The organism is Paenibacillus sp. OT2-17 (genome assembly GCF_009827695.1).
Lineage (GTDB): Bacteria > Bacillota > Bacilli > Paenibacillales > Paenibacillaceae > Paenibacillus > Paenibacillus polymyxa_B.
Window position 1 is genome coordinate 98128 of sequence record NZ_WUDQ01000004.1, and the last position, 26596, is coordinate 124723.

Below are 26596 nucleotides of genomic sequence, written 5' to 3' on the forward strand. Positions count from 1 at the left end.
ATCTGGACACTACTTACTCCATTTTATTTATCACATTATAACATTAACCCGGGACAGACACTAGAAAAAAAACTAAAAAAACCGGGGCTGAAAGCCCCACGGACATTCTTTTTACGGAATCAGGCCATTTTCGCCCCTGATTTTGTCAGCCATCTCATCAATTTTGCGAAGCCGATGATTTACACCCGATTTACTCACGACCCCTTTGAGCATTTCCCCGACTTCTTTTAAATTCAAATCGGGATGAGCGAGACGAATTTCTGCCACTTCACGCAGTTTATCCGGCAAGGTCTCCAAACCAACTTCCCTCTCCAGCAACTTAATATTCTCAATTTGCCGGACAGCAGCTCCGATCGTCTTGTTCAAATTAGCCGTTTCACAATTGACAATGCGATTTACGGAATTGCGCATATCGCGCATAATGCGTACATCTTCAAATTTGAACAAGGCTTGATGCGCCCCAATGATGCTAAGCAGCTCAATGATCTTCTCGCCTTCCTTGATGTAGAGAATAAAACCTTTTTTTCGCTCAATACAGCGAGCATTTAGGTGAAACTCATTCGCAAGATCAACGAGTGCCTGACAATGCTCCTCATACATCGAAGAAATTTCAAGGTGGTAAGACGATCCTTCAGGATTGTTGACAGAGCCACCTGCCATAAAGGCGCCCCGCAAATAAGCCCTCTTACAACAGTTTTTCCGAACGATATCCCGATTAATCCCGTCAGTGAACAAGAAACCTTCTGAGACGATATAAAGATCCTTTAACAGCTGTTGCACACCATTGGGAATACGGACAATGTACACATTATTTTTTTTCAAGCGCATTTTTTTCCGTACAAGCAGTTCGATATGAAGTTGAAAATGCTTCTTGATCAAGGAGTAAATCCGCCTTGCAATCGCGGCATTTTCTGTGGACACGTCCAATATCACCCTTTTATTCGACAGTTGTACGGATCCGAGCATACGTATGAGCGCAGATAGTTCCGCTTTCTCACAACAGGACTGGCTTTCAATCATCGTAAGCTCTTTTTTCGTTTGTGCCGCAAAGGACAAGGGACTCACCTCCTTCTTAATATCCAGTTTTGTACCAATTGGTAAATATGCTGGCTTAATTTGTCGGCATCATGCCGTAGATACGTACGGAACAAAACTAAAGTATCTGCCACCACTTTATATCCCCGATCGGTCAGCTCGCCCATGTCTACTTGAACTGGCTTAGCGCCCTGCTCGGCATACATTTCCTGTACTTGGGGTGGAATTTCTCCGTTATTTACAATGACATAGTCGAAGAGATGATGCCCTACATGCTCAAAAATAGCTTGCAGGTGATCTCCTACCGTATAGCCATCGGTTTCTCCAGGCTGGGTCATAACGTTACAGACAAATATTTTGATAGCGTCTGATTTTACTACAGCTTCAGCGAGTTTAGGTACAAGCAAATTCGGTAATATGCTGGTATATAGACTGCCGGGGCCAATCAAAATCGCATCAGCCTCATTAATGGCCTCTACAGCCTCAGGCAACGGCTCCACGTGAGTCGGTTCAAGAAAGACGCGTTTGATTCGTCCGCCCGCTTCCGGGATCTTGGACTCTCCCGTAATCACCGTGCCATCCTCCATTTCGGCACTTAGCACAACGCCTTCCTCAGCTGCCGGCAGCACGCGTCCCCGGACAGCAAATACACGGCTAAGCTCACGCACCGCCGTTACAAAATCTCCCGATATATCGGTCATCGCTGCTAAAATCAGATTACCCAGGCTGTGGCCTGACAATCCTGATCCCGCACCGAAACGGTATTTCAGCATATCTGACATCACTGGTTCCACGTCAGCCAAGGCAGTCAGCACATTGCGAATATCCCCTGGAGGGGGCATCTGCAGCTCACTGCGCAAAATCCCGGAGCTTCCGCCATCGTCAGCGACTGTAACAATAGCCGTAATATCTAGCGGCTTTTGCTTTAAGCCCCGCAGCATGACGGACAAGCCGGTTCCGCCGCCCATAACAACAATACGTGGGCGCTCCCGTTGTGATCCGGTCTCTTTCATGATTTCACCTCATTAATGCCGGTCCCGATCAGCATCCCGATGCGAAACAGAAACAGATTCTGTCTCGCTGGCACCCAGCATTTTTCCTAAATACTCCGATATTGCAACAGAACGATGCTTACCGCCAGTACAGCCAATGCCGATAATGACCTGGCTTTTGCCTTCTTTGCGATATTGCGGAATCAAAAAGTGTAACATATCCAGCAACTTGGTCAAGAATGCCTGAGTCTCGGGCCATTTCATGACATAATCATATACATCGCTATCCTGTCCCGTGTGGGGACGTAGTTGGTCCACATAGTGGGGATTAGGCAGGAAGCGCACATCGAATATAAGATCGGCATCAATGGGAATACCATACTTGAAGCCAAAAGAAGTAATGTTCACGGAAAGCATACTGCTCTCCAGATGAGAAAATCGTGAAATAATCCTCGCCTTTAAGGTTGCAGGCTTCATCACACTTGTATCAATAACCTGTGTAGCCGAGCTTTTTAATTCTTCCAACATCTTGCGCTCCAACCGAATCCCATCCAAAGGCATGCCGTCTGGAGCCAGCGGATGACGTCTACGGCTTTCCTTATACCGCTGTACGAGAACGCCATCATTCGCATTTAAGAATAAAATTTCACAATGAATCGTAAAATGATCTTTAATATAATTCAACGATTCAGACAAGGCGGTGAAAAATTCTCGTCCGCGTAAATCAATTACGAGTGCCACCTTGCCTATTTTACCGTTAGACTGCTCAATCAACTCGGCAAATTTGGGAATCAGTACAGGAGGCAAATTATCAACGCAGAAGAAGCCCAAGTCTTCCAGGCTCTGAACCGCAATGGTCTTCCCTGCGCCTGACATCCCCGTAATAATAATGAGCGTTGCCCACGGCGCAGCATTTTTTAGGTTATCTGTCATATGGACTTCCCTCTCCTTTTGCTTCTTCGCTCTATGCCAGTACCCGTATTATCAATAACCTGTGGATCAGGAGCGTAGCAGCAACCCTGCAGCCCCTACGATACCTGCGTCATTGCCTAACACCGCTGGTACGATATATACACCCTTTTGAAGCGGTTCAGGTGCCAGCTTGGCGTATACGCGACGCATCTCTTCAAATAAAAAGTCGCCTGCTTTAGAAACACCGCCGCCTATAATAAACAACTCTGGATTAAGCACAGCGGCAACCGCTGCCATGGATTTCCCCAAATAGAAAGCAGCACGGTTCACGATACGAAGCGCGACTTCATCTCCAGCTTTAGCAGCATCAAATACTTCCTTGGCAGCAATTTGATCTTCCAGCGCCAGAGAGGTCCGGTCGCCACGTTCCACAGCGTCCTTGGCCATACGAATGATGCCTGTTGCGGAAGATACAGTTTCCAAGCAACCCATTTTGCCGCATCCACACTGAATAGCCTCCAGATCAGGTACGACACTGATATGGCCAATTTCTCCGGCCATGCCCGAAGAACCTTGGTATATTTTACCGTTTATAATAATGCCGCCACCTACTCCTGTTCCCAGGGTATAGCATACGCAGTTTTCTATGCCTTTGCCTGCACCAGCCCAAGCCTCACCCAGCGCAGCAACATTCGCATCGTTGTCTATTTTCACAGGCTTGCCAATCCGGTTCTCTAGGAGCGCACGGATCGGTACGTCACGAAAGCCAATATTAGGAGCGAGGACAATAATACCATCACGAACATTCGTAAAACCTGCAACGCCTGCACCGACACCCTTTAGTTGATCCCACTCATAAGGAGATTGCTCAACAATATGCCGCACATATTTTTCGATATTACCGATGACAACGTCTACACCTTTATCGGTTTCGGTTGGTCCCTCATATGTGTGCAAAAGCTGTCCGTTTTCATTACAAATGCCGACTTTAATCGCGGTACCGCCCAAATCGACACCTACATAGATACTTTCAGACATGTTCCAAGCCACCTTTATGTTTACTTAAAAACCTGGTATGAAATATATGCTTACAATTCCTACTTCATAATAGTAATCCTACGTTCCAACTATAATTGAAGCCCCCGTTACGGTCAAGGACACTTCCTTGTTGAAAAGTGTACGATTAGCGGAATTTTTAACCTCATGCACCCATAAGAAAAACGTCTATTGACGTACTTTCAAGGAAGCCAGACCACGCTTAACGGAAATTTTTCTTGCGATTATAGATTGTTCAGCTCCGCTGAAAACTTATAAATTCTATAATCATAAAAAGGAGAAAGCCTGTGCAAACGCAGCAGGCTTTCTCTTCCTGAACAAAAGATGCGGCATAACAGAGGTTTCCTTCGCTCTCCCGTTAGCCTTTTTGTGTACCATAGACACGCTTTTATTGATCCAGCGTTTCGCTCCAGTCGTGAACAGCACTGCCTTCGAGATACTTCTCGCAGTCCATAGCCGCCATACAGCCCGTTCCCGCAGCCGTAATAGCTTGACGGTAACGGTTATCCTGTACGTCCCCACAGGCAAAAACTCCGGGGATATTCGTTTCTGTTGTGCCTGGCTTCACTACAATATAGCCGTGTTCATCGGTATGGATTTGTCCGTTCAGGAAACCTGTGTTCGGTGTATGACCGATGGCTACGAATACGCCATCTACCTCAATCAGCTCATCCTGATTGGTCTCATTATTGTGTACCTTCAAACCCTTTAAGCCAGCTTCTCCCGTCACAACTTCCAGAGGAGTCCGGTTTAATGCCCAATGTACTTTTTCGTTCTCACGCGCACGATCTTGCATAATTTTGGATGCCCGCAACTCATCGCGACGATGGACCAAGGTTACACTGGAAGCAAAACGGGTCAAGAAGCTCGCTTCCTCCATGGCTGAATCGCCACCGCCAACCACGACAATCTTTTTCCCTCGGAAAAAGAATCCATCGCAAGTTGCGCACGTGCTGACTCCGCGACCTACATTGTCCTGCTCACCCGGAATGCCTAGATATTTGGCGGACGCACCTGTAGCAATAATGACCGACTCCGCCTCAATGATACCTTTACCCTCTACCTTCACTTTAAAAGGGCGTTTGCTGAAATCTACTTCCTCTACCCATCCGGAAGTAAATTCAGCGCCAAAACGTTCAGCCTGCTTGCGCATATTATCCATCAGTTCAGGCCCGAGGATACCTTGCTCAAAACCCGGGAAATTTTCAATTTCGGTCGTTGTAGTAAGCTGCCCACCGGGCTGCATCCCTTCAATGATCAGCGGATTCATGTTAGCGCGTGCCAAATAAATAGCCGCTGTGTAGCCTGCAGGACCTGTACCAATAATTATGGATTTATACATACGTTTGTTGCCTCCTTTAAGTGATGTTTGGAGCAGGTCTCAGACCTGCTTTTTAAACGTGGAGAGCGGCTGCTTCAGCTTCTGTTTGATACCACACACGCTGTCAATCTGGCGTGCATAGCGGCTTACGGTCGATACGGAAATACCATAACGATCGGCTACTTCCTGATAGGTGACTGAATGATGATGCATTTTGGCAGTCAAATATTCCAGCGCCGCTGCCCATCCCTCAGTATGCTGAACCATCGGAACTTCCGGGGCAAGCCGATCCAAATACTCCAGCCAAAGCGATCTCAAATCGTGCTGCATGGCCGGATCTGATGGCTTGCTCATGACGGTCAGTACCTTATCCAGCACTGCCTGCCATTGTGGATCGACCGGGGAAGCAGATACATCACCTTCAATTGTATGCGGATCGTTCTCAACCTCCAACTGATCAGAATGTTCCGTTTCCGGGTACATTTTCTGCTCACCCTGCTCCGCCAGCTCTTGCAATACTTGCAAGGCACGACGTTTCAGCTCATCCTCCTGGTCCGGGTCTTCTACGAAGGACTCCAGTGCCTGACGCACCTCATCATCACCGATCAGGCTTAACGCCTGAATGACCTGAAGCTGAGTCGCCCGGTCCCCGTGGCGCAAGGCCCAGAAGAAGGATGATCGGATTAGCGGGTCCTTCTTCATGCTGTCAGGCACCTGGTCAGCACCAAACTTCTCCCACATGCGGAATTGCTCCTCAAACGGGAGATGATAATGATAGCTGAGCACTTGCAGCGGTGTACCCTCCTGCTGGAGTTCCTCCAGTCGGGACAGGAAAAACCGCGGAACTTCCGAGGAAGCATCCTGCTTTTGCAAATGACTCCACAACCGCCGAGCTTCCGCATATCTTCCCGTATTGCTGGCAGCTACCGCCGTGTAATGGTACAAAGAAGCGTCCGCATTGTTCTCTCCATCGCCATGAAGCAACCTGCGGAAATGTCTGTAGGCCTCCTCGTGGCGTCCGAGAATCCCCATAGTGGTCGCCAGCTTGAATACCTGCTCCTCCTGAAACGGTATAGTAACCGCCAAAGTCTGCACCAGACGATCCAATTCCGGGCCGCCGCCCTCGTGCTGATAAAAGATCGCCAAGTTGCACAATGCGTGTAAATTACCCGGCTCATCTTCCAGCACTTGAATAATGGTAGCCTTAGCATTTTGGAACAATCCCATGTAGTAATACGCCAGCGCCAGATTATTCCGCGCAGCGAACATATCCGGTTGTTCCTCTGAAATTTGCTTGAGCAACTGGGCTGCCTGAGCAAATTTCCCCTCCTCCAGCAGGACACGAGCCTGATCATGCTCTACTACTCCCTGCCGGGCCTTAATGCGGTTCAGCTTCGTTGGACGGTCCAGCTCATAATAGAGCAGCTCCATCATTTCCTCCGCTTCATCAAGAAACTGGCCTTCTTCGTCCTCCTCCAGGTACGTGACCAATGCTTTCTCCGCTTCTTCAAACTGCTCCATATTAGCGTAATTATTCGCCATATAGAAATAACACTCTGTCATCGACGAGTCTACGTCACTTAGAACAGAGGACAGGATCTCATTCGAACCTGCATAATCCCCCATCTCTGATAATATACCCGCCATATTGCAATGATTCACCGGATTATCCGGTTCATATTCAACGGCTTTGCGAAAATATTTCAATGCCTTGTCATAATGATTGCGATCAAGCGAGCGCACAGCTTTCTCAAAAAAGAAAGATGCGTCGAAACGCAAAGCAATAATTTTAGGGCTAGGTTCCGATACTCGCAGATGTTTCCCTTTCATAAATAACCAAGGCACCTCCTTTAAAAGTAACTGGCATGTTCATACCCTTCAGTATACCACAACTTCAAAACGACTTGACAGTCGATCCTACCTCATTCCAAAAAACGGATACATGCTCGTATACCGATAGATATATATACAAGAATACGCTAAATAGCCGAGCGCTTTTTCCCTGTATAAATAGGGAGCGTTCGGCTAGCCACTGGATATGATACTTAGACCCAATAAACGTAATAATTAAAGCGTCAGCGGCACCAGCGAGCGCTCGCGATGCTGAAATACGGCAAGCTCGCGATAACCGACTTCATATAGAAGCGCGCGTGCCTTCTCCAAGTGCTCGGACAGCTTCGCCGGATCATGAGCATCCGATCCTACGGTCAGCGGGATGCCTAGCGAAAAAGCTTCTTCCAGCATGCGGCGGCTCGGGAACATCTCGGCACAGGGCTTCGAAAGCCCTGATGCATTCAGTTCCATCGCCCGACCGCTACGGGCAACGGCTGAGAGTGCGGAGCGCTCCAGTTCACGCAGCTCCTCCATTTCCTCCGGCTTCGGATGATAGCCGAAGCGCTTAATGACATCCAGATGACCCATGATGTCATACAAACCGGTAGCTGCCGCCTTAGAAACCGCATCATAATATGTGCGGTACACCTCAAGCACATTTTTGCCTTCCCAATGGTGTACCTGACGGAAGTCCGTGACATCCCATTCACCGAGAAAGTGGACGGAACCAATCACATAATCCCAGGGATACGCGGTGATGATGTCTCCGATTTCTCGTTCCCAGCCCTCGATGTAGTCGCCTTCCAAGCCAACACGAATATCAATTTGCCCTTTAAAACGTTCCTTCAGTTCCAAACATTCTTCCACGTATCGGGGAAGCTCCTCCATAGGCATCGCCATTTCCGGATAATAGTCAGCCGGTTTTACATGCAGTAGTGGCATGTGATCGGACAAGCCGAGCTGATCTAGCCCCAGCCGAATTCCCTGCTGCACATACTCTTCCAGACTCCCTATGGCATGCCCGCAGCGGGCGTGATGCGTATGATAGTCGATTTTCATGCGACCCTCCCCCTTTCAACACTACAACAAACCGTACTAATCACGACGAGGACGTTCATGACGGCGATTCAGCTCAGCCAGCACGTCATCGAGCGGTAGCTTGCGCTCCTGCAACAGCACCAGTAGGTGATAAATCAAATCGCTGACCTCCAGGCGCAGTTCGTCATTATCTTTATTTTTGGCGGCAATGATTGTCTCGGATGCTTCTTCGCCAACCTTTTTCAAGATTTTATCTACACCTTTATCAAAAAGATAAGTCGTATAGGCCCCTTCAGGACGTGTCTCTTCGCGCTCCTTAATAATCGCCTCCAGCTGGGCAAGCACCTCAAAGCGGTCTGCTGAAGCATTGGAAACATCATTTACCAGCGTGTGGTCTCCTGCATTTCCTGCAACAGGTGCTACAGCCGTTCCTGGCGCGGAAATATCACGAAAAAAGCAGCTCGTTGCTCCTGTATGACAGGCAGGACCACTCGGAATGACACGTACCAACAGGGCATCACCGTCACAATCCAGCTGGATGGAGGTGATTTTTTGCGTATTCCCCGAAGTAGCCCCCTTATGCCACAGTTCCTGTCTGGAACGAGACCAGAACCAGGTCTCTCCCGACTCCAAAGATAGTTTCAGCGACTCGCGGTTCATATAGGCCAGCGTCAGCACCTGAAGCGTAGCATCATCCTGCACAATCGCCGAGACAAGACCTGCTTCATTCCAGCGGACATTATCCAATATCTGCTCCAGAGATAGCTGTTGGTTCAATTCGTTGCTCATCGTATCTCCACTCCTCTGCGCTTCAAATCCCGTTTTAGCTCAGGGATTCCTATTTCTTTATAGTGAAAAATCGTTGCTGCTAATCCAGCATCCGCTTTGCCCGCCGTAAACACGTCATAGAAATGTTCCTGTTTGCCTGCACCACCAGAAGCGATAACTGGAATTCCGACGGTATCCGATACCGCAGAAGTCAGTGGCAGGTCAAAGCCGTCCTTGGTTCCGTCCGCATTCATGCTGGTCAGCAGAATCTCACCGGCTCCCAACTGCTCAGCTTCCTTGGCCCAGGCCAAGGCGCGGATACCAGATGGCGTGCGGCCTCCGTGCGTATACACTTCCCACTCGCCCCACGCCTTGTTGTACTTGGCATCAATGGCAACAACGATACATTGTGAGCCAAAGCTGCGCGCACCCTCCGCAATCAGCTGAGGGTTACGGACAGCTGCCGTATTTACGCCGATTTTATCAGCTCCGGCACGCAAAATGCGTTTCATATCATCAACATGAGATATCCCGCCACCTACGGTGAAAGGAATGGCAATTTCCCCAGCTGTCTGACGCACTACTTCTTCCATGGTGGCACGCCCTTCAACTGAAGCAGAAATATCCAGAAATACGATTTCGTCCGCCCCTTCTCGGTCATAAAGCGCCGCCAATTCCACCGGATCGCCTGCATCACGTAAGTTCACAAAATTAACGCCCTTAACTACCCTGCCATCCTTTACATCCAAGCAGGGAATAATACGTTTAGCCAGCATGCCTACTCCCCCTATGCCTTTGCTACAGCTTGTACGGCGACCTGTAAATCAATGCTGCCTGTATACAATGCCTTACCCACAATAGCACCGCCTACACCCTCTTTCGCATAGGTGCTCAGCGTGATTAGATCGTCCATCTTGCTGACACCACCGGAAGCGATCACGGTTCGTCCACTGCTTTTCGCAAGGGCTACGATAGCCTCAACATTCGGACCTTGCATCATTCCGTCGCGGGAAATGTCTGTGAAAATGAACGTTTCCGCTCCCTTGGAGGCCAACTCAGCAGCCAATTCGTCCGCTCGAACCTCCGAGGTTTTAAGCCATCCGCGCGTGGCCACATAGCCATTACGTGCATCCAGACCAATGGCGATCCGATCACCGTAGGTACCCAATACCGCTTCCGTAAAAGCACGATCCTCAATCGCTGCCGTACCCAAGATCACACGGCTCACGCCCAGCGACAACAGCCGCTCCACATGTTCTCGTGTACGCAAGCCGCCACCCACTTGTACAGGCACTTGCACCGCAGAAGCGATGCGCCCAATGAGCTCATCGTTCACCGGTTGACCTGCTTTAGCACCGTCCAAATCAACCAAGTGAATGTAGGAGCCGCCCAAACGCTCCCATTCTTGGGCAACCTCCACCGGGTTTTCGTTGTATATCGTCTCCTGGTTATAATCTCCTTGTACCAGTCGTACACATTTGCCATCGCGAATATCAATCGCTGGGTATATCGTGAACAAAGTATGACCCCCTTGTGAGCTATTCAACATCTATATGCCTTTACATCAATTAACGACCAAAGTTGGCGTACCTCCAACTGCAAACTCACGAATCGTTACGCTCGCTTTTCCGCTTCCGCTAGTTCCAAAAACTGACGAAGCAGTTGCATCCCCATTTCCCCGCTTTTCTCTGGGTGGAACTGCATGCCATATACATGGGCTCTGCCCACGATAGCCGTTACGGGCCCACCGTAGTCGGTCACCGCCAGCAGGTCACTTTCGACCTCCGGCTTCGCATGATAGGAATGCACAAAATACACATGTCCTTCCTCCAAGCCCTGTAACAACGGGTGATCCGGCTGAGTCATACGCAGACGATTCCAGCCCATATGCGGCACTTTAACCCCCAGATCCGGAGCAAACCGAATAACCTCGCCTGGTAAAATATTAAGTCCTTCGTGACTGCCGTATTCTTCACCACGAGTGAACAACAGTTGCATTCCTAGACAAACACCGAGCAGCGGTTGTCCAGCGCTTGCAACCTCCTGAATCACCCGATCCAATCCGCTGGAACGCAAATGCTCCATAGCGTCCCCGAATGCCCCTACACCCGGCAAAATCACACCGCTGGAGGAACGAATCACTTGGGCATCTCCCGTTACTACAGCCTCATAGCCAAGACGCTCAACCGCCTTGCTCACACTATGCAGATTGCCTCTGCCGTAATCCACAATGGCAATGGACATGGACTACAGCACTCCCTTCGTTGAAGGCACTCCCGTCACTCGCGGATCAATGGAGGTCGCTTCATCCAGTGCACGTCCCAGTGCTTTGAACACCGCCTCAATCATATGGTGGGTATTTTGCCCGTAGTGAACGATGACGTGTAGCGTCATGCGAGCCTCCAACGCAAATTTCCACAGAAATTCATGCACCAGCTCTGTCGAAAAGCTCCCTACCTGCTGTGATGGATACTCCGCACGATACTCAAAATGGGGTCGGTTACTCAGATCAATGACAACTTGCGCGAGCGCCTCATCCATCGGTACAAAGACGCTGGCATAGCGCTTAATTCCTTTTTTATCACCCAACGCTTCCAGCAAGGTTTGCCCCAAACAAATACCAATGTCCTCCACGGTATGATGATCGTCGATATCAACATCCCCTCTGGCCTGTACATTAAGATCAAATTGTCCGTGCTTGGTGAACAAATCCAGCATGTGATTCAGAAAAGGAACATCCGTTTCAATCTCGGCTTGCCCTGTGCCGTCTACTGCAAAAGATAGCTGAATATCCGTTTCGTTCGTCTTCCGGCTGACGCTGCCTGTACGTCCTGTTACGTTATTTTCGTTCCCCATCGCCATCCACCGCCTTCTTTTCATTGTCCAATCGAACTTGTATCGCCCGTGCGTGACCTTCCAGTCCTTCATGGCGGGCAAGCTGCATAATCGTCTCTCCATTGCGCAGCAGTGCTTCCTTGCTGTAATAGATCATACTCGACTTCTTGATAAAATCATCAATATCCACTGGCGAAGAAAACCGCGCCGTTCCATTCGTCGGGATAATGTGGTTAGGTCCAGCAAAATAATCGCCTACCGGCTCCGAGCTGTACGCTCCCAGGAAAATAGCTCCCGCATTTTCGATCAGACCCACATGTTCCATCGGCTGCTCTGTCATAATTTCCAAATGTTCCGGTGCCAGTTGGTTTACAATATGGATGCCCTCTTCCAAAGTGTCGACGACAATGATAGCCCCGTATGCCTCCACCGATGCAGCAGCAATATCTCTACGCGGCAACTCTGCCAATTGGCGCTGTACTTCAGCTGATACTTCTTTGGCCAAGCGTTGCGAGGGCGTAACCAGTATGGCTGAGGCCATTTCGTCATGTTCCGCCTGTGAAAGCAGGTCAGCCGCTACATAAGAGGCATTCGCCGTGTCGTCAGCCAACACGACAATTTCACTTGGTCCCGCTATACTGTCGATATCCACCGCGCCGTACACCTCGCGCTTCGCCAGCGCTACATAAATGTTGCCAGGACCGCAAATTTTATCGACTGGTTCAATGCTATGTGTTCCGTAAGCGAGAGAGGCAATCGCCTGCGCTCCGCCAACCCTATATATTTCCGTTACACCAGCCTCTGCCGCAGCTACCAGTGTATATGGATCTATCCCTGCCTTGCCGCCTGTCGCCGGGGGTGTCACCATGACAATCTCCGGTACACCAGCCACCTGAGCGGGAATGACATTCATCAGCACCGAGGATGGATAGGCTGCTTTACCGCCCGGAACATACACGCCTACACGTTTCAACGGTCGGATAATTTGGCCGAGCAAGCTACCATCCGGCTGTAAATCCATCCACGAATTACGTTTTTGCTTCATGTGAAAAGCACGGATATTATCCGCCGCCTCTCGAATCGCCTGTAAAAAAGAAGGCTCTACCTTGTCATATGCCGCCTTCAATTCTTCCTCCGTCACACGAAGTTGCTCTGCTATCAGCGATACACCATCAAACGATTGCGTATACCGCAGGACAGCCTCATCCCCCTCTTGGCGTACCGAATGAATAATGGTACGCACAGCCTCATTTTGCTCAGGTGTGCCGTAATCCACCTCCCGTTGGAGACTGAAATCACGGGCTGATACGATCTTCATTTGTCCATTCCCCCTTACTTGCAGCTTGCAGAATGCCCCTTTAACCCTTAGCTTATTCCTTTAGTCCATTTACTCCCGGGGTGCCACCGCATTTGGAATCACCTGATGCAATCGATCACACAATGCCTGAATCGAGCTGTTTTTCATCCGGTAGCTGACCCGATTGGCAATCAGACGACTGGTAATATCCAGTATGCTGATCTGCTCGACCAATCCATTCTCCCGCAAGGTCTGCCCCGTTTCCACCATATCAACAATGCGGTCTGCCAGACCAATTAACGGCGCCAACTCAATGGAGCCATTCAGCTTAATAACCTCCACCTGCTGGCCTTGCTCCCGAAAATACTGGGAAGCCACGTTCGGATATTTGGTAGCGACCCGCTGACGAATACCTGGCTGCCAATCTGGTAAAGCAATCACCGACATCCGGCAACGAGCAATCCCCAGATCCAGCAGTTCATACACATCCTTATTCTCTTCCAGCAAAACATCCTTGCCCACGATGCCGATGTCCGCCGCCCCATACTCCACATACGTAGGAACATCGACGGGCTTCGCCATAATAAATTCCATGCCTAGCTCAGGCAGTGGAATGACCAGCTTACGCGTTTCGTCCACATCCAGTGGAATCGGAACCCCCGCCTGGCGAAACAGCTCGGAAGCCTGCTTATAAATCCGTCCCTTTGGCATGGCTACCTTCAACGTTTCCGTCATGGCAATTCCCTCCTTTGTACTGGCTGTCTTCCTTCTGCTGTATAGCTGTATACCTCTGCGTACAGGCCCTGCTGCTCACGACGTCGATCTTCCGTTCCGCCCGTGAGCCCTGTCACTACAGTAAGGCCTATTGCGCGTAGCTGTGCCGCTGCGGATAACGCCTCTTGGCGTCCCTGTTCATCATAACGGATAAGTACAGGAAGCTTCGTCTCCATTTGGATACCATCCACACCATCGACGATCCGGTTTGTCTTCAATGCAAATCCCGTTGCAGGTACGGATCGACCAAACTGCTGAAGCAGATTGTCATAGCGGCCTCCGTTGCATACCGGGAACCCAATCTCCGCTGCATAGCCCTCAAAAGTCATTCCTGTATAATATGAGAAATCCCCGATCATGGTAAGGTCGATTAACACATGCTCAGATACGCCGTAAGCCTCCAGCACTTCCCACACCTCGCACAAATGTGCAATGGATTGAATCGTCTGCTGCTCCACACTAAGACGGGTAGCCTGTTCGCAAATTTCTTTTCCACCGCGCAACCGAAGAATAGCCTCCAGCTTATCCCGATGTTCGGGAGCCAAGCCCAAAGCTTCAATCGCTGTTCGGTAGCCCACTACATCACGACTGAGCAACAGTTCCTTTAGCGCTTGTTGTTCAGCCTGACGGCCGGGAATGATTTCCTCAAATAAGCCGTTCAGGAATCCCACATGCCCCATGGCAATTTTAAAAGAGGTCACCCCTGCTGCCTGTAATGATGCAATTGCCAATGCTACAACTTCTGCATCAGCCTCAGGCGAATCATCACCCACCAGCTCCACACCCGTCTGAAAAAACTCCGCTTCTCTTCCTGCTTCTTCCTCAATCGCCCGAAATACATTTGCGTGATAGGAAAGTCGGAGTGGTACTTCCTCTTCCTTTAGCAACGAAGATACCACCCGTGCAATCGGAGCGGTCATATCCGATCGCAGCACCAACGTGGTTCCCCGGTTATTGAGCAATTTAAACAGCTTCCGATCGGAAGTAGAACTAGCCACTCCCACCGTATCGTAGTATTCCATCGTAGGCGTCATAATCTGGCGGTAACCCCAACGCTCCATGCATTCGAGTACATTCAGTTCAATGGCCCGCAGCTTCGACACTGCACGCGGAAGATAATCTCGAACCCCTACAGGGATCTCAAATCCTTTTGGCTTAGACATCTCTATCACCTCATGATTTCACAATATCTTTATCATGGTAAAGTGCTAACAAACTAAAGTATATTCGATATATTATCATGCCCTACTTGTGAACGTCAACCGAACGGCGCAGCCCTTTTTTACAAGTCTATACACCACAAATCTTATTCCATCAGAGTAACTAGATATTTCACCTATAGCTTTGGAAATAATTAATTTATTTTGTAAAATGTTTGATTTTTCAATTCTTCCACATAGTATAAACAATTTATTTCATAATTTAGAAATTATTAAAGCGTGCCTTAAGCCCTATTCTATCGACAATATAATATATCATTTTTAAAATTGTTTTTAGTTTAGAGAATTTAAAAATCATTTTTACATATATTATTTCAATAAAAGATATTATTTTCAGAAAAAAGTGATAATTAGTAATACAAACTAAAAAGATTATATAAAAAAACAAAATTAATAATGTTTTTGTTTTATTTGACAAATTTTGATGCCGGTTGTTAAATTAGGAACATAAAAACCAATATAGGAGCTGTTGCAAAGTGAGGACAGTTAATGAAGTTGACCAATCAATAGATGAGAAAGAACGTGATCATCGCAGGTTCTTAAAAGGGGTATCCTCGGTTTATACACTTGGAGGTTATTTTCCTACAGAACTAATCTTATTCAGCAAGGCAACCTCTATATCTTTGGATTGGATTAAACAAGTTTGCTCAGGCTCTATTTTGTTCTTTATGAGCTCATACTGTAGCGCTTGCCATATGGAAGTGATGGAAGATTTCATAGAAGAGTTTCCGCAGTTTGATTATGGGATCTTCTATGAAACCTCAGAAGAACAATTTGCTGAACATACTAAATCGTTTCTTGGTAAAGCTCACTTGTACCCATGTGATTTGAGCAGATTGAAACCTCAGACGCTGGTGAACTCTGTACCATATGCTCTAGCGTTAAATAAAATCGGACAAGTTACAGGTGCTGGAGTCATTGGTACGGATACGGAAATGCAGCAGGTAGCTTATTCTTTATTGACCGTATATGCACGTAACAACGAGCCGAAATGAATCACTTATTCAAAACTTTAAAATACTCCAAAATTTCTTTCATCAAAGTATTTCATTTCAACAAAACTATTGTCCTATTATCCTTAGCTGTATATATATTTAATTCGATCCAATCTAATATCAATATTTATTTGACAGGAATGTTGGTGAATCAATTTCAAAGCCAAAGCATTAGAATTGTTATTCAAACGATTATGGTAATTGCGGGATTACAAATTTTCAAGTTAATATTGGACACTTTTTTAAGATATAAAAACCTCCAATTAAGTATTAACTTTGCTCAAAGATCACAAGCTGATTTAATTCATATTGTTGCCCAGACTGAATTACTTGATAAGGAACATCCCAAGTTTAAATCTGAGTTTTTGTATTGGAGCTATGCCAGCGCTCAATATTACAATTCATATTTAGGGACAATTCAACTAACACAGCAGATCGTCACTTCTATTTTAGGATTTTATTTATTATCTTCTTCTTATATATTATTAGGCCTAATGGCTGTCATCATAGGAATCATTAGAGGAGTATATGAACTAAGTGCCGTTCGGCACAGAGTAAACCTGAATCAGGAAATACAAAAAAAAACGCGAGAGCACTTCTATTACTTTTATCTGTTAACAGAAACTCAACATCAAAAAGAACTGATGTTAAACAAGCTTGCCAACCATTTCATGAAAAGTTGGGAAGCAGCTAAGAAAAAAGTGAATACGCTGGAGCTAAAACTAGAGAAGCTGAACATAAATAGGTACCGTGTTGGGCAATTAATATCGACTTTAAATTACGCTGTCATTCTAATCATCATTGCTGTACTAATCGCCAATCGACATTTAACCATAGGCGATTATGTGACTATTACAATGGCCCTATCCATGACAGAAAATAATATTGCTGCTTTGTTTCAAGGACTCTCCAACTTAATGGAAAGCGCAAACCATATTGAGCAGCTAGAAAACAACAAAGAGCTAGTTGAAAGACAGAACATATCTACCCAAGAAGCAGGTTTAACCCCGTTTTCATTTCATAAACAAATCAAGGTGAGTGATCTTACCTTTTATTATCCAAATCGGGAGAAGCCGGCTTTATCTCACATTTCATTATGCATTCCAAAAGGGAAAAAGATTGCTATTGTCGGGGCCAACGGATCAGGTAAGTCTACACTCATTAAAGTACTGTTAGGTCTTTACAGAGTGCCTCCCCATACCGTTTTTATAGATGACTTGGGTATAGAGCAAATCAACAGAGAAGATATGTGGAAGAAAATGAGCGCTATATTCCAAGATTTCATTAAGTATACAACGGATGTGCGGGAAAATGTAGCTGTTGGTAATATAGAAGAGTTCCATAATTCAGAGCTTATTGAACATATTTTGGATAATATGGAATTGTTGGCCGAGTTTCCTAAAGGCATTCATACAAAATTGGGTGACTTGGACGATACATCAATCAATTTGTCAGGTGGTCAATGGCAAAAACTTGCTTTATCTCGAATTTTTATTCGAGATAAAGCTGAAGTAATTGTACTGGATGAGCCTACCTCAGCCCTTGATCCCACGAGTGAGGTGAACCTTATGAATCAGATTCTTACCCACTGTTATGATAAGACGGTCCTGCTTATTTCACATCGAATTGGTATAGCCAAACAGGCTGATCACATCATCGTAATGCAGGATGGCGAAATTGTTGAAGAGGGAACTCATCAGGAATTGATTATCGGAACTGGAGCATACCAAATGATGTGGGAACAACAGAGGGAATGGTATGAGTGAATAATTATTATGGAGGTAAACAAGATGAGTACAAGTGCGAATAGGAAGAAAGAAGATGTGGGATTGCCTGTAGGATCACTGCTTCCTTCTCAGAAAGTAAAGGCTTATACCGGGGAGTTATATCAACTTGATATATTAGATAAGCCTCAAATCATGGTATTTATATCCATGTACTGCTCATTCTGTATTGATTTGTTGCCGCATTTATCACAAATCCAGCAGAAACATCGCGATTATCAATTGATGCTCTTCTCCACTGGAGATGACGATGATCATCGTGATATGATTGATTATTTCAAATGGGACTTTCCTGTTTTTCATATGGATCAGAGTGAAATGGAAAATTGGTTTGATATCACCCAGATGCCATTTATACTCGTCACACACCGGAATAAAGTTATTTGTAAAGGTGTAGCTTATGACGTTGTCGGTGCTTCTCAACTTATTCTCAACGTATAAATATGTCCCTCTACGAAAGGAGGTGAAAACTATGTCTTTTTGTAATTGTGCACCTGGAGCAAGCTTGATAAGTAAAGTGGCGCTCGATAGTCCATCTTGTCGCATTGAACCGTGCTATTATAACGGAACAAGTACTAATAAAACAATGGTTCAAAGCTTTCAAGTTACGTGTTCAAATGGCGTTTCTGCACCTTGCTACTACGATCTTATTGGTTGTTGCTAACAGTTACTTCTTTAGAAAGAAGGGATAACATCCCTTCTTTCTTTTATCCCAGGAGGTGAAATAATGATTGCGCAAATAATCATTTGCGATCACATTCAGAACGATAAACAAGCGAAAATCCACACACTTGGGACAATCCTCAATCATGTTCACATTCCGGTACTCCCTTTTGTGGTGAAGTTGTATGTTCTCGTTAAAATTTCAGATTTTCCGTCAAGAGAATCACTCGATATGCAACTTCGCATCTACGATGAACAGGAGAAAATAATCGGTACGACAAGCCGTCTGGTATTACGTAATTACCGAGACTTGGATATGATTCCTGGTGTGGATGCCCAACTGGAGTTGTCTCTTGTAATCGTGCAATCCGGCAACATTCGAATCAAGTGTTTTATTGATGAAGAGGAAGTGACATGGTATCCATTAATGATTAGGCTGGCTGAGGCTTCATAATTCTAAAAATAAAGGTGACTTTTCTTAAAGGAGCATCTATATGTCAGAAACCATCGCCTTAATTTGTGATATGATCATTGCCGTTCTTTTTTTCACATCTTTTTATGCAAAAATTGGAGAAATAGAAGGGTTCAAATACGAAATTTATTCTTATCAAGTGGTCCGTTCCATGGGACTTGTTCAACTCGCTGTTTATGCGGTTCTTGCTGCTGAGTGCGTATTGTTTATTTCTTTTGCGGCTGGCATACTGGATGGGTTCAAAGAATGGGCATGTATTCTCCTCATGCTTTTTTTCAGCGTGTTTACAATACGTAAAAGAATGCGAACGGGTGTCACGACATGTGCGTGCTTCGGAGAGATGAAATGGCTGAACCGTACCCCAATTATGCGGAACATCGCTATTATTCTGATTTTACTTGTGGATCTTTTGGTTACGAGAAGTACCAATATATTTCTCGCGACAAACCTAATTCTTCTGATAGTCAGCATAGGGTTTGTGATGGAACTGGCACGAATGAAGTTCAACGAGAAGAGGGAACATTATGATTCTATGGTTTAGCGGTCTGAATCTGCTATTATTTGTACTGCTTGGAATATTCCTATGGAATCAAAAAAAGAAAGAGAATCAGCATCTGCAAAGCATCCTTGACATCGTTAAGCAGCAATCTTCCCAAAACTCAGGAGTTGTAATCTGCCTCTCCTACCATTCTTCTATGCATAAAGCTTTATGTGAACTGATTGATCACGTTTCCAAGAATAAACTGGTGATTGTATACGATGCTCCAAAATGGTTATTTCTTAGTAAGCAAAAAAAGTGGACTTCCCATTTACTAATCCCAAGCACATCCATTCCACATTTAGCAGATGAGACTAGAGTGATTAAATTTTGTGGCACTAAGTATAATATTATCAATGAAGCAACAGAGTATATTGCGCATCAATACTTACAGAATCATTGAGTAGATAATTACTTCTATTAATTCCCCTTCTCTTGATTATGCTCAAAGCTCCTTTTAAGTAAAAGGTGAATGCTAATTCAAAATAATGGTTAAATTTCGTAGATTGTCTTATCATCTAATGAGCTACAAAACTTAATTAAGGATCTATATCCTAAACATAGTTGCTCTATTTTTAAAGAAAAACAATGCAAGAAAGACCCCTTAATACATAAGGGGTCTTTCTATTGTGCTATTTACTGCTCATTCACACCAGAGCGTCTTAAATCACGTAACGGATTGCCACCCACAAATGCACCTGCGGGCACGTCTTTATGCACGACCGCTCCGGCCGCTACGATAGCTCCGTCACCGATGGTCACACCCGGCAAAATGGTTGTGTTGGCGCCGATCAACACATGATCACCAATCACCACTTTACCGATACGATACTCCTCTATGAGGTATTCGTGAGCCAGTATCGTCGTGTTATATCCAATGACCGAATTGTTCCCTATCGTAATATGCTCCGGAAAAAAAACATCTACCATCACCATCAGGCCGAAGGCCGCATGTTGCCCCACCTTCATCCCCAGCATTCTGCGGTAAATGACGTTTTTCAGAGAAAGCACAGGACAATACCGGGCAATCTGTATAAAAATAAAGTTCTTAATGCCTTTCCAGCGGCTCACCGTCCGATAAATCTGCCACAACGCATTGGGACCTTCTACAGGATAGCGGTTCACCTTTCTCACGATACATTGACACCTTGAAGCTCCAGCTTCAGCAAATCCCGCATATCATGCAACATGTAGTCTGGCCCATATCCGCGCAGAGTTTCCTCACCCTTGAGCGACCAAGCTACACCAGCCGATTTCACACCTGCTGCCTGAGCTGACAAAATATCAAAAGAACTGTCTCCGACCATCAATGTATGCTCTGCTTCAGCATTCAAACCTGCCAATGCCTTGAGCACTGGCTCAGCATGTGGCTTTGGATGCTCCACATCGTCTACCGTCACAATATAGTCCATAGAGGAGGTCAGATTGAACAGGTTAAGTACACGTAACGTGGATGGTCGTATTTTGGTTGTCACAACCCCCAGCTTAATTCCTCGCGCACGCAACTCCTGAATAACCTCAATGACATATGGAAATGGCTTCACCATTTGATCATGATGAATCTGATTATAAGCACGATAGTCCTTAACTAACCCAGATACATCCGTTAATCCCGAAAAAGTACGGAGTTGATCGTCCAGCGTTCCACCCATATGAGGAATAATATGCTCCCGCGTCAGCGGATCAGCATCCGGATGATTCAAAATGTGTAGAAATGTGCTGATAATCAACTCATTCGTATCCATGATGGTGCCGTCTAAATCAAACAAAATCGTATTTATCATAGATGCTCCTTCTTGTCCTCGTCCGTGTCTTCCTTAGGTAGCTTATCCGCCGTAGCTGTTGGAGGAACCGCGTCCTGTCCTGGACGGGATACCTGTTCTGGCGTCACGTCAGGTACCTGATCAATCCCCGCTTTGCTGGAGAGAATCGGATCGCTATACCGAGCAACAGATGTGCCCTTCCGGCGTCGAACCACAATGAAAATCACAGCGGCTACCACAATGAAAATAGGCAGCAATTGCGAGATCCGTACATTACCGTAACTCGGGTCCAGATGCCCTGGTTCAAACCCTAACCACACCATAGGAGACCACAAAGCATTCACAAAGGAAGCCAGCCAATCTGGTCCCTGAAAAGCCAAACTATCCGTCCGTACACGCTCGATGAAAAAACGGCCAATCGAGTACCAAATGAAGTAAAACGCAAACATTTCGCCTGCACGTACAAATTTCATACGACGAATGACGAGCAGCAAAATCACACCGACAATACTCCACAGTGATTCATATAAAAATGTAGGGTGATGGAAAACCCCGTTAACGTTCATCTGATTCACAATGAAATCCGGCAGATGGAGCTGATTTCGCAAAAATGTTTCTTCCGTCGGTCCACCGTAGGCTTCCTGATTGACAAAATTACCCCAGCGTCCAATCGCTTGGCCGATCAGTAGGCCTGGTGCACAAATATCAGCGATACGCCAGAAGTTATACCCTTTATACCGGAAATAAATGACCGCACATATAATGGCCCCGATCAAGGCACCGTATATCGCAATACCGCCGTTCCAAATTTTGAAAACATCCCATAGATTATCTCGATAGTCTTCCCATTTGAAGGCTACATAATAAATACGCGCTCCAATAATAGCTGATGGAACACCCAGAAGCAGCATATCCATAAAAAAGTCCTGCGGAATACCGAATCTTTTTCCTTCACGGATGGCGAGATATAAACCCACAAGCGCCGCCAGCCCCAAAATAAGCCCATACCAGTGGACCTTGATTGCCCCGATTGAAAAAGCGATCGGATTCAGCAGTAATGTTGCCGTTGACATATGTTTCTCTCACTCCTCGTTCTTCCTTGCAAACGAACAAACCTTAATCCATCTCTTCCATATCTTCAGAAATCGTAGCAGTCAGCTTGTTTGTAAATTGCAGGGCTGCATTAACGCCCATTTGTTTCAAACGATAGTTCATCGCCGCCACCTCAATAATAACAGCCAAGTTTCGGCCCGGACGAACTGGGATTGTAACCAGTGGAACATCTGTATCAATAATGCGTGTCGTTTCCTCATCGAGACCAAGACGGTCATACTGCTTGTCCTGCTGCCATGCCTCCAGACGAACAACCAATGTAATCCGCTTGTTATTACGAACTGCACCGGCCCCAAACAGCGTCATCACATTAATAATGCCCACGCCACGAATTTCCAACAGGTGACGGATCAGCTCAGGTGCTGTACCATGCAGCTGAAAATCGGACGTTTGCCGAATTTCTACCGCATCATCTGCTACCAAGCGATGTCCACGTTTAACAAGTTCCAGTGCCGTTTCACTTTTACCAATTCCGCTACTTCCTGTGATAAGCATTCCCACGCCATACACGTCACACAGTACACCATGAATAGTCGCCGTAGGAGCCAGCTTTCTTTCGAGAAAGCCTGTGATGCGGCTTGATAAAATCGTCGTCGCCATATTAGTGCGCAGTACAGGAATATCTCGTTCTGCGCTCGCCTCCACTAACTCAGCCGGTACCTCCAGGCCACGTGTGATGATAATGCATGGAGTCAGTTCTGTACACAGACGCTCCATCCGATCCCGACGCTCCTCAGGAGGAAGCATCCCCAGAAAAGCCAACTCAGACCTTCCCAGAAGCTGTACCCGCTCCTGTGTATGATATTCAAAATACCCGGCCATCTCCAGACCTGGGCGATTCAAATCATCCACTGTGATCAGTCTTCGCAGACCTTTTTCACCAGAAATAACTTCCATTTGAAACTGCTGTACAAGCTCGGATACCTTTACCTGTTTAGCCATTGTATTCTCCCCTTCATCTGCAACACCGGATTCTATACGTCATTTGATTTATGTAGCTTTACCCTATTAACCATACAGCCCAACGCCAGTCTATGCTGCACTGCATCAATCCACACTCCATTTGATTTAACACTATGGTTCCAGGCTAACTCTATTCCGACAGCTGGATTGATCCCATCTAGGACCCTTGCCAACGAACCTTGCCTGCATCTAGACCTGTACCATTGTACCCATCGTATCGGAATTTTCCAATGAATGCAATGCCGAAGCTAGTAGCCGTATGCGATATACAAAAAGAGTCGCAGTTCTCCGCTTGGGGAAAACTGCGACTCTCTTCCAGAGGCAAATTTTATTCGCCAACCAGAATACTCAATTCTGATTCCTTATCAAAAATATGAACCTTGTTCATATCAACAGCCAACTTCGCTTTGACACCATCACGAGTATTGGAACGTCCGTCTACACGGGCAATAATCGTATCATTTCCGGCACCGCTCAGGTACAACAGCATTTCATGACCGAGATTTTCTGTTACATCCACAGTGGATGTAAAGATTGTATTCGGAGAAGCCTCCAAGAATACAGGCTCTTCATGAATATCCTCAGGACGGATACCTAAGATCACATCTTTGCCGATATATCCCTTCGCTTTTAAAATCTGTCCTTTACCTTCTGGTACGAACAGATCCAGACCCGGCGCAGTAAAATGCAATGCACCTTCTTTTTCAACCAGCTGACCTGTGATAAAGTTCATCGTAGGAGAGCCGATAAAACCAGCAACGAACAGATTCACTGGACGGTTGTACAGTTCATCCGGGGATGCAGCTTGTTGAATGATACCATCCTTCATAACGACAATCCGATCACCCATCGTCATAGCTTCAATTTGGTCATGTGTTACATAGATACAAGTGGTTTCAAGGCGTTTAACCAGTTTAGTGATTTCAGCACGCATTTGACCACGAAGTTTAGCATCCAAGTTGGAGAGCGGCTCATCCATCAGGAAGACTTGAGGATCGCGGACAATCGCACGGCCCAGAGCGACACGTTGGCGTTGACCACCGGACAGCGCCTTAGGTTTACGTTCCAGCAAGTGCTCGATATCGAGTATTTTGGCAGCTTCGCGTACTTTCTTGTCGATTTCTTCTTTCTTAACTTTGCGCAGTTTCAGACCGAACGCCATGTTCTGGTACACGCTCATGTGCGGATACAGGGCGTAGGATTGGAATACCATCGCGATATCGCGGTCCTTTGGAGCCACGTCGTTCACAACACGATCCCCAATGTACAATTTACCATCTGAAATTTCCTCCAGACCAGCAATCATACGAAGTGTAGTAGACTTCCCGCAACCGGAGGGACCAACCAATACGAGGAATTCTTTATCTCGAATGTCCAAATTGACATCAACAACCGTAGCTTTATCTGCACCCGGATATTGCTTGAAAATATGCTCTAAACGTACACCAGCCATAGCTTTTGCCTCCTAAGATCGAGTTATGAAATCGAATACATTTCTTACTTGTATCTTACCCTAGTCCTTGTAGCGTGGCTATTCGCAAACTGCACAAAGATGCTATTTCCTTTTTGTCACTTTGTACAATAGGAGATAGAGCTTGACCAAAACCGCATCATTAAACGTCCGCACGTCCAATCCGGTCTCCTGTTTGATCTTGTCCAAACGGTAAATCAACGTATTTCGATGCACATACAGACGCTTAGCTGTCTCACTCACATTACAATCCAATTGAAAAAAGATATCTAATGTAGCCATCGTTTCTGAGTCTTCCAGTATGACAGATGATTTCATTACCTGCTCTAAAAATAGTACGCGTTGTTCCTTGGGAATGCGGTTTAACAGCCTTTCTAAATGAAGCTCCCATGAAAAGTGGATGTGCTCTGTTACATGAAAAATCTTGCCCAGATGTATCGTCTCCCATAACAAATTCAGCTCTTGGGGAAGACTTTGCAAAGGGATCGAAGGCTTAGAAACCGCCAAATGGAATACACCCACCCACTCATTCGCAATAAGCTCATATAGGCCCAAGCTAAAAGCCGTAAGAACCTCCTCCAGCGATTCCGTAAAATCTGCATCCCTGGACTCAGTGTCTTTATCCCGTTCATCGTCAGCTCCTAATAAAAGCTCCTTTTTAGCCATAATCAGCCAAGACTGTTCGTCCAATGGTGTAAGTAACACATCCCCTCCAAAATAGCTTGCGAACAATCGATGAAGCTGCGTATAAGTAATAGCCCCCTCCTGTGTTCCCTCGCCATTCAGTAAAATCGGAACCATACACGCTGATAGCGAATCACGAAGCTGCAATTCATCAGGAACCTCTTCTTCCCTGTTTAAATTGGCAGCCTGCTGTATGAGCCATTGTCCAAAACGATTCATCCGCTCTTCCTCGCTATAAATCGGGTTGTCCGACAATTGTGGACCGTTCTGCCAGACCTGCTCCATGTTCCCCAATAGCGCTTCTACCAGTTTCCGTTCTCGATCCGTCAAATATCTGGCCTCTACCACAAAGGCAGCCAGTTCACCTGCCGACGCACGAAACGGAAAATATAACTTGTTGTCACGGACAAACGATCTATCCGGAATAACTGAATCGGCTGTATCTCCCTCTGCCATCATTTCCGGGCACCAAGGCACTATGGTAAAAGGCGCTTGAATAATATTCTGAAGCTGTTGCTGAATCCATTCTGTATCCAGAGTCACGCGATCACCACTTCACTTTTTTTAGAATATAGAATAAGCACTGAGCGAACATAATGAACTCATTATAACCTGTCGATACCGTAAAATAAAAAAGCTATATAAAAACATAACTTAAAACAATACAAAAAAAGCCATCAACCTATAGTTGATGACTTCTGATGAGCCATGAAGGACTCGAACCTTCGACACCCTGATTAAAAGTCAGGTGCTCTACCAACTGAGCTAATGGCTCGTAAAACTGGTGGAGGATGATGGATTCGAACCACCGAACCCGTAAGGGAGCAGATTTACAGTCTGATGCGTTTGGCCACTTCGCTAATCCTCCATATAAAGGTGGCTCGGGACGGAATCGAACCGCCGACACGAGGATTTTCAGTCCTCTGCTCTACCGACTGAGCTACCGAGCCATACCCATTAACAAAAAAATAAAGTGCGGAGGGATACCCCTTCCCACTTTAGTACGGAAAAACTATTGAATTGAAAAATGGCGGAACTGACGGGATTCGAACCCGCGATCTCCTGCGTG

General features: G+C 46.2%; 27 protein-coding genes and 3 tRNA genes. 6 read left to right on the forward strand and 24 right to left on the reverse strand.

Going from position 1 to position 26596, the window contains the following annotated elements; all coding sequences use genetic code 11:
- Positions 1-111 precede the first annotated feature (111 nt).
- The 15 genes from whiA to GRP75_RS02815 form a co-directional block, all read right to left on the reverse strand.
- Positions 112-1056: a DNA-binding protein WhiA gene (gene whiA / locus GRP75_RS02745; protein ID WP_013308256.1), complete on the reverse strand. Its 945-nt coding sequence runs from the start codon at positions 1054-1056 to the stop codon at positions 112-114.
- A 5-nt stretch (positions 1057-1061) separates the two neighbouring features.
- Positions 1062-2048, reverse strand: coding sequence for a gluconeogenesis factor YvcK family protein (locus GRP75_RS02750; protein WP_023986485.1), 987 nt, complete (start codon positions 2046-2048; stop codon positions 1062-1064).
- Between the two features lie 12 nt (positions 2049-2060).
- On the reverse strand, positions 2061-2960 hold the full coding sequence (rapZ, locus tag GRP75_RS02755) for an RNase adapter RapZ (RefSeq protein WP_013308254.1): 900 nt from the start codon (positions 2958-2960) through the stop codon (positions 2061-2063).
- A gap of 66 nt (positions 2961-3026) precedes the next feature.
- Complete coding sequence (locus tag GRP75_RS02760) at positions 3027-3977, reverse strand: ROK family glucokinase (RefSeq protein ID WP_013308253.1); 951 nt, start codon at positions 3975-3977, stop codon at positions 3027-3029.
- Between the two features lie 406 nt (positions 3978-4383).
- Positions 4384-5337, reverse strand: coding sequence for a thioredoxin-disulfide reductase (trxB, locus tag GRP75_RS02765; RefSeq protein ID WP_013308252.1), 954 nt, complete (start codon positions 5335-5337; stop codon positions 4384-4386).
- A 39-nt stretch (positions 5338-5376) separates the two neighbouring features.
- Entirely contained in the window at positions 5377-7146 is a 1770-nt protein-coding gene (locus tag GRP75_RS02770) for a tetratricopeptide repeat protein (RefSeq protein ID WP_160788553.1), read from the reverse strand.
- 237 nt (positions 7147-7383) lie between these two features.
- Positions 7384-8208 carry a histidinol-phosphatase HisJ gene (gene hisJ / locus GRP75_RS02775; protein ID WP_160788554.1) on the reverse strand — a complete coding sequence of 275 codons (825 nt, stop codon included), beginning with the start codon at positions 8206-8208 and terminating at the stop codon, positions 7384-7386.
- A 36-nt stretch (positions 8209-8244) separates the two neighbouring features.
- Positions 8245-8976: a bifunctional phosphoribosyl-AMP cyclohydrolase/phosphoribosyl-ATP diphosphatase HisIE gene (hisIE, locus tag GRP75_RS02780; RefSeq protein WP_028541874.1), complete on the reverse strand. Its 732-nt coding sequence runs from the start codon at positions 8974-8976 to the stop codon at positions 8245-8247.
- Positions 8973-9731 (reverse strand): imidazole glycerol phosphate synthase subunit HisF, encoded by a 759-nt coding sequence (hisF, locus tag GRP75_RS02785; protein WP_023986479.1) that lies wholly within the window; start codon positions 9729-9731, stop codon positions 8973-8975. The genes hisIE and hisF overlap by 4 nt, the downstream gene beginning before the upstream one ends.
- A gap of 11 nt (positions 9732-9742) precedes the next feature.
- Positions 9743-10474 (reverse strand): 1-(5-phosphoribosyl)-5-[(5-phosphoribosylamino)methylideneamino]imidazole-4-carboxamide isomerase, encoded by a 732-nt coding sequence (gene hisA / locus GRP75_RS02790; protein WP_160788555.1) that lies wholly within the window; start codon positions 10472-10474, stop codon positions 9743-9745.
- 95 nt (positions 10475-10569) lie between these two features.
- Positions 10570-11199: an imidazole glycerol phosphate synthase subunit HisH gene (gene hisH / locus GRP75_RS02795; protein WP_160788556.1), complete on the reverse strand. Its 630-nt coding sequence runs from the start codon at positions 11197-11199 to the stop codon at positions 10570-10572.
- Positions 11200-11202: 3 nt separating this feature from the next.
- Entirely contained in the window at positions 11203-11811 is a 609-nt protein-coding gene (gene hisB, locus GRP75_RS02800) for an imidazoleglycerol-phosphate dehydratase HisB (protein ID WP_013308245.1), read from the reverse strand.
- Positions 11795-13108 (reverse strand): histidinol dehydrogenase, encoded by a 1314-nt coding sequence (hisD, locus tag GRP75_RS02805; RefSeq protein ID WP_160788557.1) that lies wholly within the window; start codon positions 13106-13108, stop codon positions 11795-11797. Before hisD ends, hisB begins: the two co-directional genes overlap by 17 nt.
- Before the next feature lie 69 nt (positions 13109-13177).
- A complete protein-coding gene (hisG, locus tag GRP75_RS02810) occupies positions 13178-13822 on the reverse strand; it encodes an ATP phosphoribosyltransferase (RefSeq protein WP_029519011.1) in 645 nt (214 codons plus the stop codon).
- Positions 13819-15024, reverse strand: coding sequence for an ATP phosphoribosyltransferase regulatory subunit (locus GRP75_RS02815; RefSeq protein WP_160788558.1), 1206 nt, complete (start codon positions 15022-15024; stop codon positions 13819-13821). The genes hisG and GRP75_RS02815 overlap by 4 nt, the downstream gene beginning before the upstream one ends.
- A gap of 533 nt (positions 15025-15557) precedes the next feature.
- Here GRP75_RS02815 and GRP75_RS02820 point away from each other — a divergent pair.
- From GRP75_RS02820 to GRP75_RS02845, 6 genes are all read left to right on the forward strand, one after another.
- A complete protein-coding gene (locus GRP75_RS02820) occupies positions 15558-16076 on the forward strand; it encodes a thioredoxin domain-containing protein (RefSeq protein WP_160788559.1) in 519 nt (172 codons plus the stop codon).
- Between the two features lie 140 nt (positions 16077-16216).
- Entirely contained in the window at positions 16217-17842 is a 1626-nt protein-coding gene (locus tag GRP75_RS02825; protein WP_237448902.1) for an ATP-binding cassette domain-containing protein, read from the forward strand.
- 24 nt (positions 17843-17866) lie between these two features.
- On the forward strand, positions 17867-18301 hold the full coding sequence (locus tag GRP75_RS02830; protein WP_160788561.1) for a TlpA family protein disulfide reductase: 435 nt from the start codon (positions 17867-17869) through the stop codon (positions 18299-18301).
- Between the two features lie 286 nt (positions 18302-18587).
- Positions 18588-18977: a DUF6941 family protein gene (locus GRP75_RS02835; protein ID WP_023986471.1), complete on the forward strand. Its 390-nt coding sequence runs from the start codon at positions 18588-18590 to the stop codon at positions 18975-18977.
- Positions 18978-19017: 40 nt separating this feature from the next.
- Entirely contained in the window at positions 19018-19536 is a 519-nt protein-coding gene (locus GRP75_RS02840) for a MauE/DoxX family redox-associated membrane protein (RefSeq protein WP_023986470.1), read from the forward strand.
- Positions 19520-19936 (forward strand): hypothetical protein, encoded by a 417-nt coding sequence (locus GRP75_RS02845; protein ID WP_023986469.1) that lies wholly within the window; start codon positions 19520-19522, stop codon positions 19934-19936. Before GRP75_RS02840 ends, GRP75_RS02845 begins: the two co-directional genes overlap by 17 nt.
- 233 nt (positions 19937-20169) lie before the next feature.
- On the opposite strand, the gene GRP75_RS02850 is transcribed toward GRP75_RS02845, so the two are convergent.
- The 9 genes from GRP75_RS02850 to GRP75_RS02890 form a co-directional block, all read right to left on the reverse strand.
- Positions 20170-20667, reverse strand: coding sequence for an acyltransferase (locus GRP75_RS02850; RefSeq protein ID WP_028541869.1), 498 nt, complete (start codon positions 20665-20667; stop codon positions 20170-20172).
- Positions 20664-21317 (reverse strand): pyrophosphatase PpaX, encoded by a 654-nt coding sequence (gene ppaX, locus GRP75_RS02855; RefSeq protein WP_028541868.1) that lies wholly within the window; start codon positions 21315-21317, stop codon positions 20664-20666. The genes GRP75_RS02850 and ppaX overlap by 4 nt, the downstream gene beginning before the upstream one ends.
- Positions 21314-22369: a prolipoprotein diacylglyceryl transferase gene (lgt, locus tag GRP75_RS02860; protein WP_160788562.1), complete on the reverse strand. Its 1056-nt coding sequence runs from the start codon at positions 22367-22369 to the stop codon at positions 21314-21316. Before lgt ends, ppaX begins: the two co-directional genes overlap by 4 nt.
- A 43-nt stretch (positions 22370-22412) precedes the next feature.
- Positions 22413-23351 (reverse strand): HPr(Ser) kinase/phosphatase, encoded by a 939-nt coding sequence (gene hprK / locus GRP75_RS02865; RefSeq protein WP_013308232.1) that lies wholly within the window; start codon positions 23349-23351, stop codon positions 22413-22415.
- A gap of 349 nt (positions 23352-23700) precedes the next feature.
- Positions 23701-24825, reverse strand: a complete 1125-nt coding sequence (locus GRP75_RS02870) for an ABC transporter ATP-binding protein (RefSeq protein ID WP_028541867.1) — start codon at positions 24823-24825, stop codon at positions 23701-23703.
- A gap of 102 nt (positions 24826-24927) precedes the next feature.
- Positions 24928-26070 carry a helix-turn-helix domain-containing protein gene (locus tag GRP75_RS02875; RefSeq protein ID WP_160788563.1) on the reverse strand — a complete coding sequence of 381 codons (1143 nt, stop codon included), beginning with the start codon at positions 26068-26070 and terminating at the stop codon, positions 24928-24930.
- A gap of 159 nt (positions 26071-26229) precedes the next feature.
- A tRNA-Lys gene (locus GRP75_RS02880) sits at positions 26230-26302 on the reverse strand.
- Positions 26303-26309: 7 nt separating this feature from the next.
- Positions 26310-26395: transfer RNA gene (locus tag GRP75_RS02885), tRNA-Tyr, on the reverse strand.
- A 9-nt stretch (positions 26396-26404) separates the two neighbouring features.
- A tRNA-Phe gene (locus tag GRP75_RS02890) sits at positions 26405-26477 on the reverse strand.
- Positions 26478-26596: the final 119 nt, after the last annotated feature.